Annotated in this window: 21 protein-coding genes; 10 read left to right on the forward strand and 11 right to left on the reverse strand. The window is 67.7% G+C overall.

All coding sequences use genetic code 11. From position 1 onward, the window contains the following. Positions 1-10 precede the first annotated feature (10 nt). The 4 genes from AC5P8C_RS04810 to AC5P8C_RS04825 all read right to left on the reverse strand — a co-directional run bounded on the left by AC5P8C_RS04810 (position 11) and on the right by AC5P8C_RS04825 (position 2,876). The gene (locus tag AC5P8C_RS04810; RefSeq protein WP_275949214.1) at positions 11-1,357 is read right to left on the reverse strand and encodes an AcvB/VirJ family lysyl-phosphatidylglycerol hydrolase; all 1,347 of its coding nucleotides are present in this window, start codon (positions 1,355-1,357) and stop codon (positions 11-13) included. A 78-nt stretch (positions 1,358-1,435) separates the two neighbouring features. Continuing rightward, positions 1,436-2,053, reverse strand: a complete 618-nt coding sequence (locus AC5P8C_RS04815) for a DUF998 domain-containing protein (RefSeq protein WP_019662131.1) — start codon at positions 2,051-2,053, stop codon at positions 1,436-1,438. Continuing rightward, on the reverse strand, positions 2,050-2,223 hold the full coding sequence (locus tag AC5P8C_RS04820; protein ID WP_080112560.1) for an oxidoreductase-like domain-containing protein: 174 nt from the start codon (positions 2,221-2,223) through the stop codon (positions 2,050-2,052). The genes AC5P8C_RS04815 and AC5P8C_RS04820 overlap by 4 nt, the downstream gene beginning before the upstream one ends. Positions 2,224-2,273: 50 nt before the next feature. Further along, positions 2,274-2,876, reverse strand: a complete 603-nt coding sequence (locus AC5P8C_RS04825) for an HD domain-containing protein (protein ID WP_019662132.1) — start codon at positions 2,874-2,876, stop codon at positions 2,274-2,276. 228 nt (positions 2,877-3,104) lie between these two features. Here AC5P8C_RS04825 and AC5P8C_RS04830 point away from each other — a divergent pair, with 228 nt between their 5' ends. Next, positions 3,105-4,259 carry a transglutaminase domain-containing protein gene (locus AC5P8C_RS04830; RefSeq protein WP_019662133.1) on the forward strand — a complete coding sequence of 385 codons (1,155 nt, stop codon included), beginning with the start codon at positions 3,105-3,107 and terminating at the stop codon, positions 4,257-4,259. A gap of 6 nt (positions 4,260-4,265) precedes the next feature. Here the strand turns inward: AC5P8C_RS04830 and AC5P8C_RS04835 are convergent, their stop codons facing one another. Beyond that, positions 4,266-4,601: a zinc ribbon domain-containing protein YjdM gene (locus tag AC5P8C_RS04835; protein WP_019337002.1), complete on the reverse strand. Its 336-nt coding sequence runs from the start codon at positions 4,599-4,601 to the stop codon at positions 4,266-4,268. A gap of 181 nt (positions 4,602-4,782) precedes the next feature. Between AC5P8C_RS04835 and AC5P8C_RS04840 the strand changes: the two genes are divergently transcribed. The 3 genes from AC5P8C_RS04840 to AC5P8C_RS04850 all read left to right on the forward strand — a co-directional run bounded on the left by AC5P8C_RS04840 (position 4,783) and on the right by AC5P8C_RS04850 (position 6,860). Further along, positions 4,783-6,144: an Hsp70 family protein gene (locus tag AC5P8C_RS04840; protein WP_111098030.1), complete on the forward strand. Its 1,362-nt coding sequence runs from the start codon at positions 4,783-4,785 to the stop codon at positions 6,142-6,144. A 228-nt stretch (positions 6,145-6,372) separates the two neighbouring features. Then, positions 6,373-6,666, forward strand: a complete 294-nt coding sequence (locus AC5P8C_RS04845) for a YkgJ family cysteine cluster protein (protein ID WP_080112561.1) — start codon at positions 6,373-6,375, stop codon at positions 6,664-6,666. 11 nt (positions 6,667-6,677) lie between these two features. Next, positions 6,678-6,860, forward strand: coding sequence for a hypothetical protein (locus AC5P8C_RS04850; RefSeq protein ID WP_005410566.1), 183 nt, complete (start codon positions 6,678-6,680; stop codon positions 6,858-6,860). A 49-nt stretch (positions 6,861-6,909) separates the two neighbouring features. Here AC5P8C_RS04850 and AC5P8C_RS04855 read toward each other — a convergent pair whose 3' ends face one another. From AC5P8C_RS04855 to AC5P8C_RS04865, 3 genes are read right to left on the reverse strand one after another with little or no spacing between them, the layout of a single operon-like run. Then, positions 6,910-7,791, reverse strand: a complete 882-nt coding sequence (locus tag AC5P8C_RS04855) for a DUF4097 family beta strand repeat-containing protein (protein ID WP_019662136.1) — start codon at positions 7,789-7,791, stop codon at positions 6,910-6,912. Positions 7,792-7,801: 10 nt separating this feature from the next. After that, positions 7,802-8,335 (reverse strand): hypothetical protein, encoded by a 534-nt coding sequence (locus AC5P8C_RS04860; RefSeq protein WP_019662137.1) that lies wholly within the window; start codon positions 8,333-8,335, stop codon positions 7,802-7,804. Next, the gene (locus AC5P8C_RS04865; RefSeq protein WP_019662138.1) at positions 8,332-8,910 is read right to left on the reverse strand and encodes an RNA polymerase sigma factor; all 579 of its coding nucleotides are present in this window, start codon (positions 8,908-8,910) and stop codon (positions 8,332-8,334) included. The genes AC5P8C_RS04860 and AC5P8C_RS04865 overlap by 4 nt, the downstream gene beginning before the upstream one ends. 124 nt (positions 8,911-9,034) lie before the next feature. Between AC5P8C_RS04865 and AC5P8C_RS04870 the strand changes: the two genes are divergently transcribed. Both AC5P8C_RS04870 and AC5P8C_RS04875 read left to right on the forward strand, forming a co-directional pair. Continuing rightward, positions 9,035-9,214, forward strand: a complete 180-nt coding sequence (locus AC5P8C_RS04870; protein WP_019662139.1) for a hypothetical protein — start codon at positions 9,035-9,037, stop codon at positions 9,212-9,214. A gap of 35 nt (positions 9,215-9,249) precedes the next feature. Further along, positions 9,250-9,843 carry a mechanosensitive ion channel domain-containing protein gene (locus AC5P8C_RS04875; protein ID WP_019662140.1) on the forward strand — a complete coding sequence of 198 codons (594 nt, stop codon included), beginning with the start codon at positions 9,250-9,252 and terminating at the stop codon, positions 9,841-9,843. A 272-nt stretch (positions 9,844-10,115) separates the two neighbouring features. On the opposite strand, the gene AC5P8C_RS04880 is transcribed toward AC5P8C_RS04875, so the two are convergent. After that, a complete protein-coding gene (locus tag AC5P8C_RS04880; protein WP_495218376.1) occupies positions 10,116-10,382 on the reverse strand; it encodes a DksA/TraR family C4-type zinc finger protein in 267 nt (88 codons plus the stop codon). Positions 10,383-10,551: 169 nt separating this feature from the next. Then, a complete protein-coding gene (locus AC5P8C_RS04885; protein ID WP_019662142.1) occupies positions 10,552-11,109 on the reverse strand; it encodes a DUF2058 domain-containing protein in 558 nt (185 codons plus the stop codon). Between the two features lie 63 nt (positions 11,110-11,172). Here AC5P8C_RS04885 and AC5P8C_RS04890 point away from each other — a divergent pair, with 63 nt between their 5' ends. The 3 genes from AC5P8C_RS04890 to AC5P8C_RS04900 all read left to right on the forward strand — a co-directional run bounded on the left by AC5P8C_RS04890 (position 11,173) and on the right by AC5P8C_RS04900 (position 14,081). After that, positions 11,173-11,673, forward strand: coding sequence for a M48 metallopeptidase family protein (locus tag AC5P8C_RS04890; RefSeq protein ID WP_021203991.1), 501 nt, complete (start codon positions 11,173-11,175; stop codon positions 11,671-11,673). Positions 11,674-11,720: 47 nt separating this feature from the next. Beyond that, entirely contained in the window at positions 11,721-12,419 is a 699-nt protein-coding gene (locus AC5P8C_RS04895) for an RNA pseudouridine synthase (RefSeq protein WP_019662144.1), read from the forward strand. A 69-nt stretch (positions 12,420-12,488) separates the two neighbouring features. After that, on the forward strand, positions 12,489-14,081 hold the full coding sequence (locus AC5P8C_RS04900) for a phospholipase D family protein (RefSeq protein ID WP_026347283.1): 1,593 nt from the start codon (positions 12,489-12,491) through the stop codon (positions 14,079-14,081). A gap of 3 nt (positions 14,082-14,084) precedes the next feature. Here the strand turns inward: AC5P8C_RS04900 and AC5P8C_RS04905 are convergent, their stop codons facing one another. Then, the gene (locus AC5P8C_RS04905; protein WP_019662146.1) at positions 14,085-15,161 is read right to left on the reverse strand and encodes an HDOD domain-containing protein; all 1,077 of its coding nucleotides are present in this window, start codon (positions 15,159-15,161) and stop codon (positions 14,085-14,087) included. Between the two features lie 277 nt (positions 15,162-15,438). On the opposite strand from AC5P8C_RS04905, the gene AC5P8C_RS04910 reads away from it, so the two are divergent. Then, entirely contained in the window at positions 15,439-16,536 is a 1,098-nt protein-coding gene (locus tag AC5P8C_RS04910; RefSeq protein WP_019662147.1) for a Glu/Leu/Phe/Val dehydrogenase dimerization domain-containing protein, read from the forward strand. The last annotated feature ends 6 nt before the right edge of the window (positions 16,537-16,542 follow it).

Here is a 16,542-nt window from a genome sequence, read left to right on the forward strand (position 1 = left end):
TGGCTTGACGCTACGCCCCGCCCTTGAGGATCACTTCGGCCAAGCGATCGTAGTCACCCCCGAAATGGTGATCGCCCGGCAGCTTCACCTTCCTCACGCCATCATTGGCCGGCAGGTCCGGGCACAGTGCGTCCTCATCCTTGTCGCCGTACACGCACAGCGTTTTCTCCGCCGGCAGCCTGGCCACTTCCGGCGCGATCGGCAGGCCGTCGCCGCCACCGCCCAGCCAGTTGCTGACATGGAATTCGAAGTCGGCCTTCCTGCCCACCGACAGCAGCACGATGCGCTCCAGCGCCTCGCGGGTACCGGCGTCGAGCTGGTTGATCGTGGCCGGCAGCACGTCGGCGCCCTGCGAGAAACCGATCAGCATCACCTTGTCGCGGTGCCACTGCTGGCGGTAGTGGTCGATGATCTTCTGCAGGTCGCCCGCAAAGCCCTTCGGTGTGCGCTCGCTCCAGAAGTAGCGCAGCGAATCGATGCCGACCACCGCCACGCCATGCTCGTTGAGTGACGACGCCACGTTCTTGTCCAGGCCAGCCCAGCCACCGTCGCCGGAGACGAACACCGCCAGCGTATCGCCGTTGCCGGTCGCCGGCATTTCCACCACCGGCAGGCCCTTCAGTGCAGCAGGCGGGGGGGCCAGGCTGACGCCGGCCTGCGCGCCGATCACCCGTGCCGCAGCCACCAGGCCCGGTGACGCATCACCGCGCGCAGTGCGCTTGAACTCGCGCGCCATGGCGACCTGCTGCACGAACTGGTTGGCCTGGCCCGCCCTGCAGCCGTTGTCACCTGCCGCGCTCAACCACGGAAAATTCAGTTCGGCAGGCTGCAGCCTGTTGTGCTTCACACCATCGCCGCAGACCATGCGCTGGTGGTTGTGGTCCGGGCAGAAGCCGGTGGTCAGCACACCGGCGAAAACCTGGGTGTCGGCCTGCGCTGCCAGCGCGTAGGCCATTTCGGCACCTTCGCCATCACCGCCGACCAGCGGCAGGTGGTAGCCGGGCAGATGCAGCGAGGCCTGCAGCCAGCGCGAGAAATTCTCGACGTCACCGGAACCGAACGAACAGGTCGGGTCACCCTCGCGCTTGAGCACACCGCGCAGATGCGCAATGTCCACTGCCGCCACCAGCGCGCCGTCGGCACGCAGGGCCTCGATCGGCAGGCGGCTGGTGTCACCGCCGGCAGTGGGTTCGTGGAACCAGATCACCACCCGTTGCGGCGTGCCGGCCGGCATGTGCACCGGAATCTGCTCGAACCGCCCATGGCTGAACTGCTGCGGGGTCACCGCCGCCGTTGCCGGCAGCGTGGCCAGCGCCAATACCACACCCATTGCCCTGCCCAGCCCTGCTCGCTTCATGTCGCATCCCCGATGGAATGCGCACACGATACGCCGCCGCCGCGTGCACGGCACGTACCGGCGCAGGCCGTTGGGGATTCAGTCGGCCGCGGCCTGGCGGCTGCGACGGTACAGGGCCGTCGCCAGGTACAAAAGCCAGCCGACGATCACTGCGATCACCACTTTCTGTCCGAGCCCGCGCGGTGGCCCAGCGCGCCACAGCACGTGCAGCCACAGCAGCACGAAGGCCAGCCATGCCCAGCCCCAGAGCAGGTCAGCGGCGGGCTGCCAACCCGGTTCCCGGCGCAGGTACCACGCCTGCAGCAGCATGCCGACGCTGGCACACAGGAACGCCGTGTTGGCTGCCAGCCCGTGGATGAACGGCGCCAGCAACGGGGTCGCTTCAGGTAGCCAACTGTCGCCGATCGCCACCGTCGCCAGGCCCAGGGCGGAAACCGTGAACAACAGCGGTGCGGCCGCACTGCGCCGTGGGCCGATGCTGCCGCGATACAGCGCAACGCCGAGTGCCGCAATGGCCAGCGCCAGCACGCAGTAGGCAGCGCGCAACGCCAGCCCCCACGGCCCGTGCAGATACAGGCTCAACGTCGCCCGCACCCAGTCCAGATCACTGCGCGCAACCTGGGTCCACAGCGCGGTTGCCACGAACAGCAGCAGCGCCACCAGTGCCAGCACCGCCATCGGACGCGCACGGCTCATGCTGCGTCCTCAGGATGCCGCGTCTTCCATTCGGCCAACGCCTTGCGGTAGCGCTGCAGCTCATCGGAATACAGGTCCAGCACGCATAGCGGGCAGCCACTGCCGCAGCACTCGTTGGGACCGGGCTCTTCCGGTGGCAGCGGGCGGGGATCGGGATCAGGAACGGACACGGTCGGAAACAACAATCATTGGAAACAGGACACCAGTGTACCGGGCCGGCTCAACCACCCAGTTGGCGACGCAGGTTGTCACGGGCGGCCGCGTCCAGGCGCTGGTGGAAGAACTCACTGAGGAAGATCCGCGGTGCGCGCAGCAGGCCCTGCAGGAATCGGCGACGGCCGGCACGGTACAGGAAGCCGGGCACCACGCCCTTGTATTCTTCGGCCACGCCACGGTCATAGGCGGCGAACACCGGCTCCGGTGCAGCCAGGATCGCCATGTCGCAGTCCAGGAACAGCGCCGCCTCGGCATCCACATCCTCCGGACCCAGCGCGCCATGGCGGGCGGTCAGCAGGATCAACTGCTCCACGCGAGCAGCGTCGACACCGGCAAGCGCCGGCGCCTGTGCGATCGCCTGCAGGGCCATCTGCGCCGAACGTGCTTCGTTGTCCTTTCGCCCCGCCACGTAGATCGCATCGTGGTAGAGCACGGCCAGGTAGACCTCGGCCGGCTGCTGCCAGCCGGGGCCGTCGGCCACCTCCTGGCAGTGCTGCAGCACCGCGCGCACATGGCCGAAGTGGTGGTAGGCGCGTGGCGGCGTGGCATAGCTGTCCTGCAGCGCCTGCCACTGCGCCGGGGCAAGCGTCAGCGGTGAGAAGTCCATGCCCGGATCATCCCGCCTGTGCCGGCGCCGGGCAAGCTGGCGGTTTTTTCACCACACACTCACAACGCTTGCCAGGCGAGGCCCGGAGCCAGTTGTCCACAGCTTTGTCGCGCGCTGGTCCACATCGGTTGTGGATGAACGCGGCGCCGACCAACGGTCGCTGCAGCTGGGCATCCATGGGAATACACTCGCCCCAGGCGGGAGCGCCCGCCGCTGCCGGGAACCGTCATGTACCGTTCTGCCGCCCATTGCCTCACCCTTTCGCTGCTGGCCTTCTGTGCTCCTGCCTTCGGCGCAGGCCAGGCACCGCCCGCCGATGTGGTGACGACCCCGACCATCACCGTGTCGGCCGCACGCGTGCCGACCCCGGAAGAAGTGTTCGCCATTCCCGCGGACCTGCGTGCGATGCTCCAGAAGCAGGTGATCCAGCGCAGCTACTCCCGCGACCAGCGCCTGCAGGCGCTCGTGGAGATGATCTTCGACCAGCACGGGCTGGACCTGCAGTACGACGCCAATGCGACCTACACCGTCAGCGATATCTGGCAGCACCGCCGCGCCAACTGCCTGGCCTTCACCCTTCTGTTCGTGACGCTTGCGCGGGAGGCGGGCATCCAGGCCCGCGTGCAGGAAGTCGGGCAGGTGGTGTCCTGGTACCAGGACCAGGACGCGGGCGTGGTCTACAGCGTCGGCCACGTCAATGCCGGCGTCGATGTCGGCGGGCGTTTCGGTACCGTTGATCTGGATCGCAATGTGCTCTATGACCGCCGCGGGCCGGTTCCCGTCAGCCGTGCGCGGGCATTGGCGCATTTCTACAACAACCGGGGTGCGGAGCGCCTCGCCGACGGTGACTTCGGCGGCGCCCGTGCATTCTTCGACGCATCCGTGGCTCAGGACAGCGGGTTCGCTCCAGTGTGGAACAACCTCGGCGTGCTCGACCACCGCGAAGGCAACAACGAGGCGGCGCGGCAGGCGCTGGACCGGTCGCTGCAGCTGGACGGCCGCCAGGATGCCGCACTGACCAATGCCTCCGCGCTGTTCCGCAGCCTGGGCTTGACCGCGCAGGCGCAGTCACTTGAGCGCCGGTTGAAATCGGTGCAGCGCGAAGACCCGTTCGCGCAGTACATGTTCGGCGCCAAGGCCGAACGGGCCGGCCAGCTGGACCAGGCGATCCGCTATTACCGGCAGGCCGTGCGCCTGTATGACACCGCGCATCAGTTCCACTTCGGGCTGGCGCGGGTCTATTTCCTGGCTGGCCAGCTCAAGCGCGCCGATCGCGAACTGCTGCGTGCACAGGAACTGGGGGGCGCGCCGGAGCAGGCGCGCTACCAGGCCAAGCTGGACAGCCTGGCCCGCTGGCGCGCGCAGCAGCAGGCCAGGCGCTGAAGGCGGTCAGGCCTTCTTGAGGAAGCAGGTCTTCAGGACCAGGCCCTTGATCTTGTCCGAGTTGCCTTCGATGTGCTCGGCATCATCCTCGACCAGGCGGATGTTGCGGATCACGGTGCCCTGCTTGAGCGGGATCGAGGAGCCCTTGACCTTCAGGTCCTTGATCACGGTGACGGTGTCGCCGGCCTGCAGGGTATTGCCGTTGCTGTCACGCACGACCAGGGCGGACCCGGCGCTTTCCTCGGCGGTCCATTCGAAACCGCAGTCGGCGCAGATCCACAGCGCACCATCGGCGTAGGTGTTTTCCAGGGTGCACTGCGGGCAGGCGGGGGCAGAAGACATCAGCAAATACCTCAAAGTGAATCAACAGCCGCCATTGTAACCGGCCGGCTTCCCCGGCCCTTTTCCGGGCGGGCTCCGGGCTGCCCACTGGACCCGGACCAGAACAGCACGCCCCTGGACCTTGCAGTCGGCGGCGAACTGCAGCAGAGTGCGCGGCCCCTGATCGCCCCCGGAACTCCCCATGCGCCTCGGCATCGACTTCGGTACCAGCAACTCCGCCGCCGCCATCGTGCATGAGGGAAAACTGCTGCCGATCCGCTTCGGCGATGCCGAGCAGTTCCGCACCAGCGTGTACTTCCCCGGCGTGGTGCCCGATCCGGACGACTTCCAGCTCGATGACGGCCAGGAACACCAGCTGCAGCAGATGATCGACAGTGCCGCGCGCGCAGCCCGTGCCGCCGGCCAGGAACGCACGCCACAGGCACTGCGCCGCGAAGCCCTGCGCGCACTGCGCCGGGAATGGATGGAAGCCCGCGCCGGCAAGGAACGCAGCGCCAGCGACCTGCTGCAGAACGCGGTCTACGGCGATGACGCGCTGGAAGCCTATTTCGAGGAACACGAAGGCAACCTGGTGCAGAGCCCGAAGTCGATGCTCGGCTACAACCTGCACCCGCGCGCGAAGCAGACCATCACCGGCATCGCCGCACACATCCTCGAGCACATCCGCCTGACCGCCAGTGCCCAGCTCGGCCAGCCGCTGCGCGCCGCCCTGCTCGGGCGCCCGGTGCAGTTCCGCAGTTCGATCGGCGCAGCCGGCAACGACCAGGCGCTGGACATCCTGCGCGAGGCCGCCACCCAGGCCGGCTTCGACCAGATCGATTTCCTCGAGGAACCGGCCGCGGCGGCCATGCATTACCACGCCGAAAGCCGCGAGCGGCACCAGGCGGTGATCGTCGACATCGGTGGCGGTACCACCGACATCGCCCATGCCGAAGTCGGCGGCGACGACGCCCCGCGCATCCACCGCGCCTGGGGTATCGCCCGCGGCGGTACCGACATCGACCTGGCGCTGAGCCTGTCCAGCTACATGCCGCTGTTCGGCCGCGGCATCACCCGCGTGCCCGCCCACCACTACGTGGAAGCGGCCACGGTGCAGGACATGACCCGCCAGCGTGACTTCCGCCAGCACAAATACGATCACGTCGACGATCCGTGGCGCGCGCGCCTGCAGGCCCTGCAGGACACCGGCAATACCGCCCGCCTGTACCGCGATGTGGAACGCGCGAAGATCGCCCTCAGTGCCGCCAGCGAGCACCGCAGCACGCTGGACTACATTGCCCGCGACCTGCATGCCGACAGCAGCGCCGCCGGCCTGGCCGCTGCCGCTCACGGCTACCTGGAACAGATCCGGGAACTGCTGGCCCAGGTCCGCAGCGACATTGGCGGCGACCCGGATGCGGTGTTCCTGACCGGCGGCATGTCCCGCGCCGGCTACCTGCGCCAGGCCGTGGCCGAGGCCTTCCCGGGCGCCCGCATGGTCCACGGCGAGCCCTCGCTGGGCGTGGTCCAGGGCCTGGCACTGGCGGCAGCCAGCCCGGATTAACAAAACGTTACGCGGTCTAAGTTACTCTTGGTCGGCTAGAACCCCGCTGCACCTTCCACTGGCCACGCCGGTGTGTGTCCACGGTGCAGCCTGGCCCGCCTGCGGGCCTAGCGGCCATGCCTTCCTGGCTCGTTCATGGTCCGCGCAGCACCTGAGCCGCCATCGAGACCCGCTTTGGGCACCCGCCAGGCCCCTGTGGCCTTACAACCTGACGCAGCACCTGCACCCATCGACTGCCGCCGTTGTGACGCGGTCTGTTGTCGGCTGCCCGTGCTGCTGCAGCCCGGCGACCACGTGCCTGGCCAGTTCCTGTCACGCGACTCCCACGGCCGTGCCGTGATGGCGCGCAACGAGGAAGGCTGGTGCGCGGCGATCGATCCCTATCACCTGCGCTGCACGATCTATTCGCAGCGCCCGGCGATCTGCCGCCAGTTTTCGATGGGCGGCGATGACTGCCGCCGCGAGCGGCAGGACTACCTGCGCCAGGCTGATGCCTGGTCGCTTTCCTCCCCTTCCACCTGACAGGAGCAACCATGCCCCGCAAGGCAAAGACCCCCGCGAAGGCCAGCAACAGCATCCGCAGCGAACGCAAGGGCGCGGCCGCCAGCACCGTGGTCAGCAGCGATTCGATCGCTTCGGACCTGGCAGCGTTCCGCAAGGCCGGTGGCAAGATCGAAGTCCTCGGCACCACCTGGGCGCTGAAGAAAGCCAGCTGACCCAGCACCGACCGCGGCGGCGCTGCCGCCGCGGCCTGCCGGACCGCGCTCAGCGATCCAGGCGTACCCTCACACTGCCCGAGTGCGACTGGATGCGGATGTCTCCATCACCGCCGCCCAGACGCGTGTCGAGATGGCTGCCCGGCCCATAGCGCGGCCGCTCCACCTGCCCGGCATCGCTGTTGATCGAGCCGCTGAAGCTGTTCACCGACAGCTGTGCCGACACCGTGCGCGGCAGGCTCAGCGTGACCGGGGCACTGACCGATTCGACATTGATGCGGCCACCGGGCGCCAACCCGGCTGCTGCCAGATCGATGCTGCCCGAGACGGTCTCCACCGCCAACCGCTGCACGCGTCCGGCCTCCACCGCAACCCGGCCGGATACCGTCTGCGCACCGATATCACCGGACACGCCGCCGCCGGCCTCGATCCGGCCACTGACCGTATTTACGTCCAGCTTCGGCGTCTGCAGGCGTGCGCTGACACTGCCACTGACCGTGTTGAGTTTGCTGTCGCCGCTGCGGCCAGCCGCGCTGAGGCTGCCGCTGACGGTGTCGGCCTGCAGCCGTCGCACATCGATGCCACTGATGTCCTGGCTGGCGCTGACCGTGCTCAACAGCAGTTCCACCGAGCGCGGCACGTTCAGCACCAGCGTCGCGCCACCATTGTTGCTGCGGCGCGGGTATTCAATCTCCCAGCGCACCCGGTTGGCGCTCTTTTCCTGGCGCAGCTGCAGGCCATCGCTGAGCGTGCCGGTGAGTTGCACATCATTGCGGTCCCAGCCACGCACGGTCACCTTGCCGGCCACGTTGCTCAGTTCGATGCGACCGCCCGCAGCCAAGGTGTGGCGCTCGTCGATGCGGGTGTCGGCCAGCGCCACGGCAGGGGACAGCAGCAGTGCGACACAGCAGGAAATCAGGGTTCGGGTCATGGGGGTCTCCTCAGGTCGTCAGGCCGGACTCGGCGGCATAGGCCGCCTGCCGGGTCAGTTCCAGCCGCAGCGCATAGGTGCGCTTGAGCTGGCCAAGCAGGTGCGGCGCGCGCGGGTCCTGCGCCAGTGCGGCACGGATCTGCGCCGCGCTTTCATCCAGTTCGTGCAGGGCCGGCTGCCATTCCGGCGCGCGCCCATCGGGCAGCGAGGCCACGGCCTGCTGGTACTGCTCGGTCATCGCAGCCGCCTGCAACTGCAGCGTGGACGGCACCGGTGTATCCGGCTGCGCATGCCACCAAGGGGCCACCGCGTAGATCGCCAGGCTGGCAGCCAGGGCAGCGCCGGCCGGCAACCACCAGCGGCGCCGCGAACGCGTTGCCAGGGCCACCACGTTGCCCGTTGGCGCAGGTGCTGCCTGTGGTTCACGCGGCGGCAGCCGGGCAGACAGGCGTGCCCAACCATCAGTGGGCACTTCGCGCTCATTCGGCAGCGCACGCAGCCGGGCCAGCAGGTCGTGATCGAAATCGTGTTCGTGCGTACTCATGTCATGTCTCCCAGCCGTGCGCGCAACAGGCCGCGCGCACGATGCAGCTGTGCCTTGGAACTGCCGACGGCCATCTGCAGCTGCTCGGCGATTTCCTGGTGTTTCCAGCCTTCGATGTCGTGCAGCACCAGTACCGCACGCGCCCGTGGTGGCAGTGTCGACAGCGCGCGCTCCAGGTCGCGCTCGGTGCCGGCGCAGCGGTCACGCACCGCCAGTTCCTGCAGGCCCCCGTCGACGTCGTCCAGACTGTCGTGATCCTGCCCGCCCGCCCGGCCACGCAGCTCCATGAGCGCGGCGTTGACGCCCAGTCGATGCAGCCAGGTCGACAGGCTGCTCTCGAAGCGGAACCCCGGCAGCGCTTTCCAGGCCTGCAGGAAGGCCTCCTGCAGCGCATCCTCGGCACGTGCCTGCTGGCCGCCACACAACCGCCACAGCACAGCGAATACACGCGGCGCGTGACGCCGGTACAGCAGTTCGTAGGCAGCAGTGTCTCCCGCAGCGGCCGCCCGCACCAGGGCGGGTTCGTCGACGGGGTCGTTGGCGGCAGGCAGCGCTGGCATGGTGGTGTCGAGCATATCGCTTGGATGCGGCGGCCCGGAAAAAGGTTTAGAGGTGATCGGCGATCAGGGACATGCAACCTTTTCGACGATGGCTGCATCCATGAAAGGTCTTCGAGAAAACACCTCCGGGAGTCCAGTCATGTCCAGCCCCGCCTGCGCCGCCGTGCTGGTGATCGCCGCCTGCGTCGTGCTGCAGGCATTGGGCCTGTCCCTGCAGCTGCGCACGGACAGTGGCCGCGCCTGCCTGCAGCAGCATCGCCAGGAACTGGTGTGCCTGGCCTGGGCACCGGCAGTCGAATCCACGGCAGGCGCCGGGTAACATCAAGGGCCGTTATTGCCACCTGTTGTCGCGCCATGATGTTGTCGCTGAAGGATCATCTCCCCGCCTGGACCCACCCCTGGCTGCATGACGTGGGTATCGCCGTGAAGATCCTGCTGACCCTGCTGGCCGCGTGGCTGCTGCGGGTGCTGGCACGGCGCCTCATCCGGCGTTTCGCCGAGCACTACACACTGCCACCGGAGATGGCGATGGGCGCCCGTCGGATCACCAGTTTCGTGGTCTATTTCAGCGCCCTGCTGTACATCCTCAGCCTGCTGGGCGCGTCGCCTTCGGTACTGTGGACGGCGTTCACCGGCTTTGCCGCCGTGGGTGCGGTGGCCTTTTTCGCGGCGTGGAGCGTGCTCTCCAACATCTTCTGCACGCTGCTGATCTTCACCACGCGCCCGTTCCGCCTGCATGACTACATCGAGGTGCTGGAGAACGGCGAGAAGCCGGGCCTGAAGGGCCGGGTGATCGATGTGAACCTGATCTACACCACGCTGCAGGAAACCGGCGACGGCCACGAGGGCACGGTGCTGCAGTTGCCGAACAACCTGTTCTTCCAGCGCACCGTGCGCCGCTGGCGCGACCCGGCACAGGCGCCTGGCGGCATCCAGGGCGACGGTTGAGGGTGGAGTTTTCGGCAGGGCTGCGCCCTGCACCTGCAGAGGCCGAAGCCGAAGCAAGATCAAGAGCGGCATTCCGTGGGATGGCGGGGCGGTGTCGGAGTGCGGGGTGTCAGCCGCATGGATGCGGCTGCCAAGCCTACAAGGACGTACTTGCGGCGTCCCCGCACGCCGACACCGCCCCGCCAGCCCACCGGAATGCCAGCTTTTGCTGTTGCTGCTGCCTTGGCTTGAAGGCTTCGGCGGGTGCAGGGGGCAGCCCTGCCGAACAACCTTTACCTCAACTGGCTGTCCTTGCTGCCACGCCGGTTGTACCCGGCATGCGCCTGCTCTTCGTCATCCCGCGCCTGCTGGCACGCAACGCACAGCCGCACAGCAGGCACGGCCTGGCGCCGCGCCAACGGAATCGGCGCGTCGCATTCCTCACAGTGTTCCAGACCGGGTCCCTCGCGCAGCTGGCGCCGCGCGCGGGCGATCGCATCATCAACGGTGGCGTCGATCTGGTCCTGGACCGCGCCGTCTCCCGCCCAACCGGTGGCCATGGCCGTCCCCCGCAGGTGTGTCGCCTGATATGGGGACGATACACCCCGGTAAAAGGAATGCCTTCCTGTAGCGCCGAGCCATGCTCGGCGGGGCTTCAGCAAGCTGAGTGGAACGCGCACGGGTTCGATCAATCCGATTGCGACTTAATCCCCTCCGTCCCCTTTTTGTTTACCAGATCAGGTCGTCCGGTACCTGGAACTGCGCATAGTAGGCGTCGTCCTCGGCGTTGCCGGTGGAGATCTCGGCGGTCGAGCCCGGCTGGCCGTGGTCGACGATGATCGCTTCGGGCGCGCGTTCACGCACCTTTTCGGCGGCAGCACGCGGCAACACGGCGTAACCGTCACCATGGGCAACGATGACCAGAACGCCCACCGACAGCGCCTTGCGCAGCTTGGGGTCGATCAGCAGGGTGCGGATCGCCGTGCCATCGCTGAAGCGGTACTCGTCATCGCCCTTGTGGGGCACGGCATGGGCCGCGATGATCTGCTTCGCCTGCGCCTTCTGTTCAGCTTGCCTGGCCTGGGCATTGCGCTCGGCGGCCAGCGCGCGGTCGCGCTCGACCTTCTCGGCGCGGGCACGCTCAGCCTCGCGCTGGACCTCGGCCGACATCGATTCGGCCTTGCCTTGCCGCGCCTTGGCCTGCTCGCGCGCGGCGGCGCTGGCCTGCGACTTCTTGGCCAGGCCGGCCTTGAGCAATTGTTCCTGCAGCGCGTTGGGCTTTGCCATGGTCGGTGTGTACCGCGTGTAATCTTGGATGTCCCCATTCTACCGACGCCCCGCCACCCCTGCATGGCAGTCCTGAAGTACCTCACCGGCTATCCCGAACCCCTGGTCGCCCAGGTCAGCGACCTGCTGGCACAGGGCAAGCTCGGCCCATGGCTGCAGCAGCGCTACCCCGACCCGCACACGGTGCGCAGCGACCGCCAGCTGTACGACTACACGCAGGAGCTGAAGGACCGCTACCTGCGCAAGTCGGTGCCGCTCAACAAGGTCTGCTACGACAACACGCTGGAAGTGATCAAGCACGCGCTCGGCACCCACACCGCCATCTCCCGCGTGCACGGTGGCCGCCTCAAGGCCAGCCGCGAGATCCGCATCGCCACCGTGTTCCGCCAGGCACCGGCAGCGTTCCTGCGCATGATCGTGGTGCATGAGCTGGCCCACCTGAAGGAAGCCGACCACAACAAGGCCTTCTATCAGCTGTGCCAGCACATGGAGCCGGATTACCTGCAGCTGGAATTCGATACCCGCCTGTACCTGACCGAGCTGGCCAACCGCGGCCAGCGCTGACCGGCCGCAGCAGCTACACTGCGCGCCCACTGCCCGACCTGCCTGCCATGGAACCGATCCGTCTCGACAAACGCCTGTCCGCCCTGCTCGGCATCCCGCGCGGCGAAGCGCGGCGCTACATCGAAGGCGGCTGGGTCACGGTCAATGGCGAGGTGGTGGAACAGCCGCAGCGTCCGGTCGATGACAGCGCGGTGATCGTGGTGGCCGAGCAGGCCAGCGATGAAAAGGCCGAGCGGGTCAGCATGCTGCTGCACAAACCGGCTGGCGTTGCCGCCGAAACCCTGTGCGCGCTGGTCAGCAGTGACAGCCGCAGCGAGCTGGACGCCAGCGACATCCGTCCGCTGCAGCGCCACTTCCACGGACTGCAGCTGGCGGCCGCCCTTCCGGCCAGCGACAGCGGCCTGGTGGTGGTCAGCCAGGACCCGGCCACGCTGGCCCATCTTCAGCGCAACCTGGGACGCACCGAGCAGGAATACCTGATCGAGGTCGCCGAAGGCGGCCCCGAGCGTGGCCCATGGCTGCTGGCGCGCCTGCAGCAGGAATCCGGCGGTGCCAAGGTCAGCTGGCAGAGCGAGCAGCGCCTGCGCTTCGCGGGCAAGGGCCTGACCGCCAAGGGCCTGCGCGTGGCGGTCACCGCGGCCGGCCTGCAGGTGACGGCCGTGCGTCGACTGCGTATTGGCCGCGTGGCACTGGGACCGCTGCCTGCGGGGCAGTGGCGTTACCTGGGCAGCGACGAGCGGTTCTGACAGGGAAGTCCCTGTCATCCACGCATGGCGTGGATCTTCTGCGATGCACCGTCTGCCTTTGATCCACGCGTGGCGTGGATCTACCATCGGCGCATGAGCCTGCCCAAGCCCCTGTGGCGACGTCTGCTTCGCGTTGCTGCAATCATCCTCGCCACACTGGTGCTGCTGGTCCTGTCCGGGCTGCTGCTGGCCGACCATCTCACCCCGCAGGCACGGGGCACGCCCTCGCACGTGCTGCCGCTGCAGCCGGCACAGACGCGGATCGACCGGCAGATCGTTCCGTTGCAGGAGGCCCATCCCGGCCAGTCCGGCGTGGCCTTCCTCAGCGATGGCATGGATGCCTTCGCCGCGCGCGCGATGATCACCACCCACGCCGGGCGCAGCCTGGACCTGCAGTACTACATCTGGCACGACGACCTGATCGGCCACCTGATGGCCAAGGCGTTGTACGACGCCGCCGAACGCGGCGTGCGCGTGCGCATCCTGCTCGACGACATGAACGCCAAGGACAAGGACGCCCTGATGATGGCGCTGGACCGGCACCCCAACATTGAAATCCGCCTCTACAACCCGTTCCGCAACCGGACCGGCCTGCTGCGCATGGTGGAGATGGTGCAACGGTTCTTCAGCGTGAACCACCGCATGCACAACAAGAGCTGGATTGCCGACGGCCGCGTCGCGATCGTCGGCGGCCGCAACATCGGCGAGGAATACTTCAGCGCGCGCACCGACGTGAACTTTCAAGACCTGGACCTGCTGGTCGCCGGCCCTGCCGTGGACCAGGCCAGCCGGATCTTCGACGACTACTGGAACAGCGAGGCCGCCATTCCGGTATCGGCGCTTGCCTTCCATACCGATGCCCAGCTGCGCCTGCTGATACGCGAATCGGACCATGAGGCCCAGCGTGACGTGGCCCAGCCCTACCTTGCGCGCGTGGCCGAATCGCGCAGGCGGCAGCGCCCGAGTCCCGAGCCATTGCGCTGGAGCCGTGCAGTGCGCATCGTCTCGGACCCGCCGATGAAGCACCGCGGCGATGATCGCGGCGCGTGGCTGGTTTCGACGCTGACCAGCGAGCTGCAGGCCGCCCGGCACAAGGCCCTGTTGATCTCGCCCTACTTCGTGCCCGGCAACGAGGGCCTGGATGGCTTTTCGGCCATGGCCCGGCGGGGCGTGCAGGTCGGCGTGGTCACCAACTCACTGGCTGCCAATGACGTCGCCGCGGTGCACGGCGGCTACATGGGCTACCGCGTGCCGTTGCTCGAAGCCGGCGTCCACCTCTATGAGCTGAAGGCACAAGGACAGTCCGGCGATGCGGGCGTGTTCGGCAGCAGCGGCGCCAGCCTGCACACCAAGGCGTTCCTGGTCGATGACCGCCGCGGCTTCGTCGGCTCATTCAACCTCGATCCGCGCTCGGCCTACCTGAACACTGAAATGGGTGTGCTGTTCGACGATCCGTTGCTGGGTGCACAGCTGCGCGGCGAGTACCTGCGCCTGGCGGATCCCAGGCAGAGCTGGTGGCTGGCGCTGGACGACCGTCGCCGGTTGCGCTGGCTGGAGCGCGAACCACCACCGCACTGGGCGGAGGAAGAGCCAGGGGCAACGGCGCGCAAACGCTGGTTGTCGCGGGTGATCAGCTGGCTACCGCTGGAATCGCAGCTGTAACGCTCAGCGCCCCGGATCGGTGGCTTCCTGCCCGGCATCATCCAGCGTTTCCACACTGCGCCCATGCAGTCGCCGCCAGATCCAGCGCAATGCATGCGGCGGTGCCGAAGGCAGCTGTTCCAGCAGGGCCAGCATGCGGCTCTGGCTGGCATGCCCATGGCGGCACAGCAGGCTGGCCGCCGCAGCGGCGCTGGCCAGGCGCAGGCTGTCGGCCAGCGGGCCCTCGGCCTCCGGCAACAGCGCCTGATGCACCGGCTCGGGCAGCTCCCAGGCAGCCGCCACCCGTTGTGCCAGCGGTAACGACCACTGCTGAAGCAGCTGCAGTGCCAGCGCCGGCTCCACGGTTTCACCACGTGCCTGGGCTTCCTGCAGCAGCTGGCGCATCACCAGCGCCGCGCCCAGGCCCTGCACCAGGCCCAGCCACTGCGCGGCGAAAGCATCACCGAAGGTAACCGTGCGTGCGTGGTCTGCAGCCGCGCGCGAGGCCAGCAGTGCGTGCTCCCAGATGATCGTGCTGAACTGCGGGAACGCATCGCACTGCATCTGCATCACCGGCTGTACCAGTACCGCGCTGATGATCTGCCGAACGCCTTCGGTACCGACCAGGGTCACTGCCCGCTGCAGGCTTTCCACGGGCCGCTCGTGCACCTTGTAGGCGGGGCTGTTGGCGATGCGCAGCAGGTTGCCGGTCAGCACCGGGTCCTGGCCGATGATCGCGGCCATCACCCGCGCGGAGGCGGCATCGTCGTTGACGGTCTGGATCAGCTGCGGCAGCAGCTGCGGACGGCGCGGCAACTGCCGGGTAGCCCAGTCGCGGTCCTGCAGCGCGCGTGCCACCGCTTCCCCCAACGCCGGATCCTGTACAGGCGCCGGCTCACCGGCCAGTCGTGGGTACAACGCCAGCGCGTGCAGGCCGCGCTGCAGATGTGCGGCGATCTCCGCAGACGGCAGGGCCTCACCCTGCAGGCTCGCAGCCGCTGCCGCCACTGCCTGTCGCGATACCGCCGCCAAGCGGGACGGCGCAGCCCCGGTCGAGCGCGCCAGCCAGCCGCGCAGTGATCGCCACCAGGCCGCTGTCATCGCCGCCTGCCCTGTCGTTGTGGTGCCCTTGCCGTCACTGACCGCCTGCCTCTTCACGCGAATCCGGCCACCCGCCGTCGTCGCAGCATCGGCCGCACTTTCATCTTCTTTAACCGGAAGGCATGCGATGTCGACGGCACCGGCCGGGGGAATGGACTAGAATGGCGCCGCGCGACCCGTCCCCCTGCACCGACGACGTCGCTTTTTTTGTTTTGGGACCCTACCGTTCACTGGCCGTTCGCTGCAGTTCGCCGCTGATCGCGCCATCGGAGACGCCATGCTATTCGAAACCCTCGCCACCACCGGCCACGAACAGGTGGTGTTCTGCCACAACCACGACGCCGGCCTGAAGGCGATCATCGCCATCCACAACACCACCCTTGGCCCGGCCCTGGGCGGCGTGCGCATGCGTCCTTACGCCAGCACCGACGAGGCGCTGGCCGATGCGCTGCGCCTGAGCCGGACGATGACCTACAAGAATGCACTGGCCGGCCTCAACGTCGGTGGCGGCAAGGCGGTGATCATCGGCGACCCCAAAGCGGACAAGACCGAGGTGCTGTTCCGTGCCTTCGGTCGCTATGTCGATTCGCTGGGCGGACGCTACATCACCGCCGAGGACGTCGGCACCGATGTCAACGACATGGAGAACATCTACCTGGAGAGCCAGTTCGTAACCGGCGTGCACCAGGTCCATGGCGGCTCCGGTGATCCGGCCCCGTTCACCGCCTACGGCGCGCTTCAGGCGTTGATGGCGTCGATGCGCTTCAAGTTCGGCCATGAGGAAGTGGGCAAGACCAGCATCGCGGTGCAGGGCCTGGGTCACATCGGGATGGAACTGGTGAAGCTGCTGCGTGACCGCGGTGCCAAGCTGTATGTCACCGACCTGGACAGCGCGCTGGTTGACCGCGCGGTCAGCGACTTCGGCGCTGAAGCGGTCAAGCCGGACGAGATCCATGAAGTGAATGCCGATGTGTTCGCACCGTGTGCGCTGGAAGGCGCGATCAACGCCGACACCCTGCCGCGGATCAAGGCAAAGATCATCTGCGGCACCGCCAACAACCAGTTGTCGAGCCTGGAAATCGGCGACGAACTGCATGCGCGCGGCATCCTGTATGCGCCGGACTATGCGGTCAATGCTGGTGGCGTGATGAACGTGTCGCTGGAGATCGACGGCTACAACCGCGAACGCGCGATGCGCCTGATCCGCAGCATCTATCACAACCTCACCCGCATCTTCGAACTGTCGCAGCGCGAGAACATCGCGCCGCAGCGAGCGGCTGACCGCATCGCCGAAAGCCGCATCCTGTCGATCGGCAAATTGAAGATGCCGCTGGGCCGCAGCACCCCGCGCCTGGGCAACCTGCGCGGCGGCTGAGCGCGT

This window comes from Stenotrophomonas sp. YJH_SMC_46 (assembly GCF_059370315.1).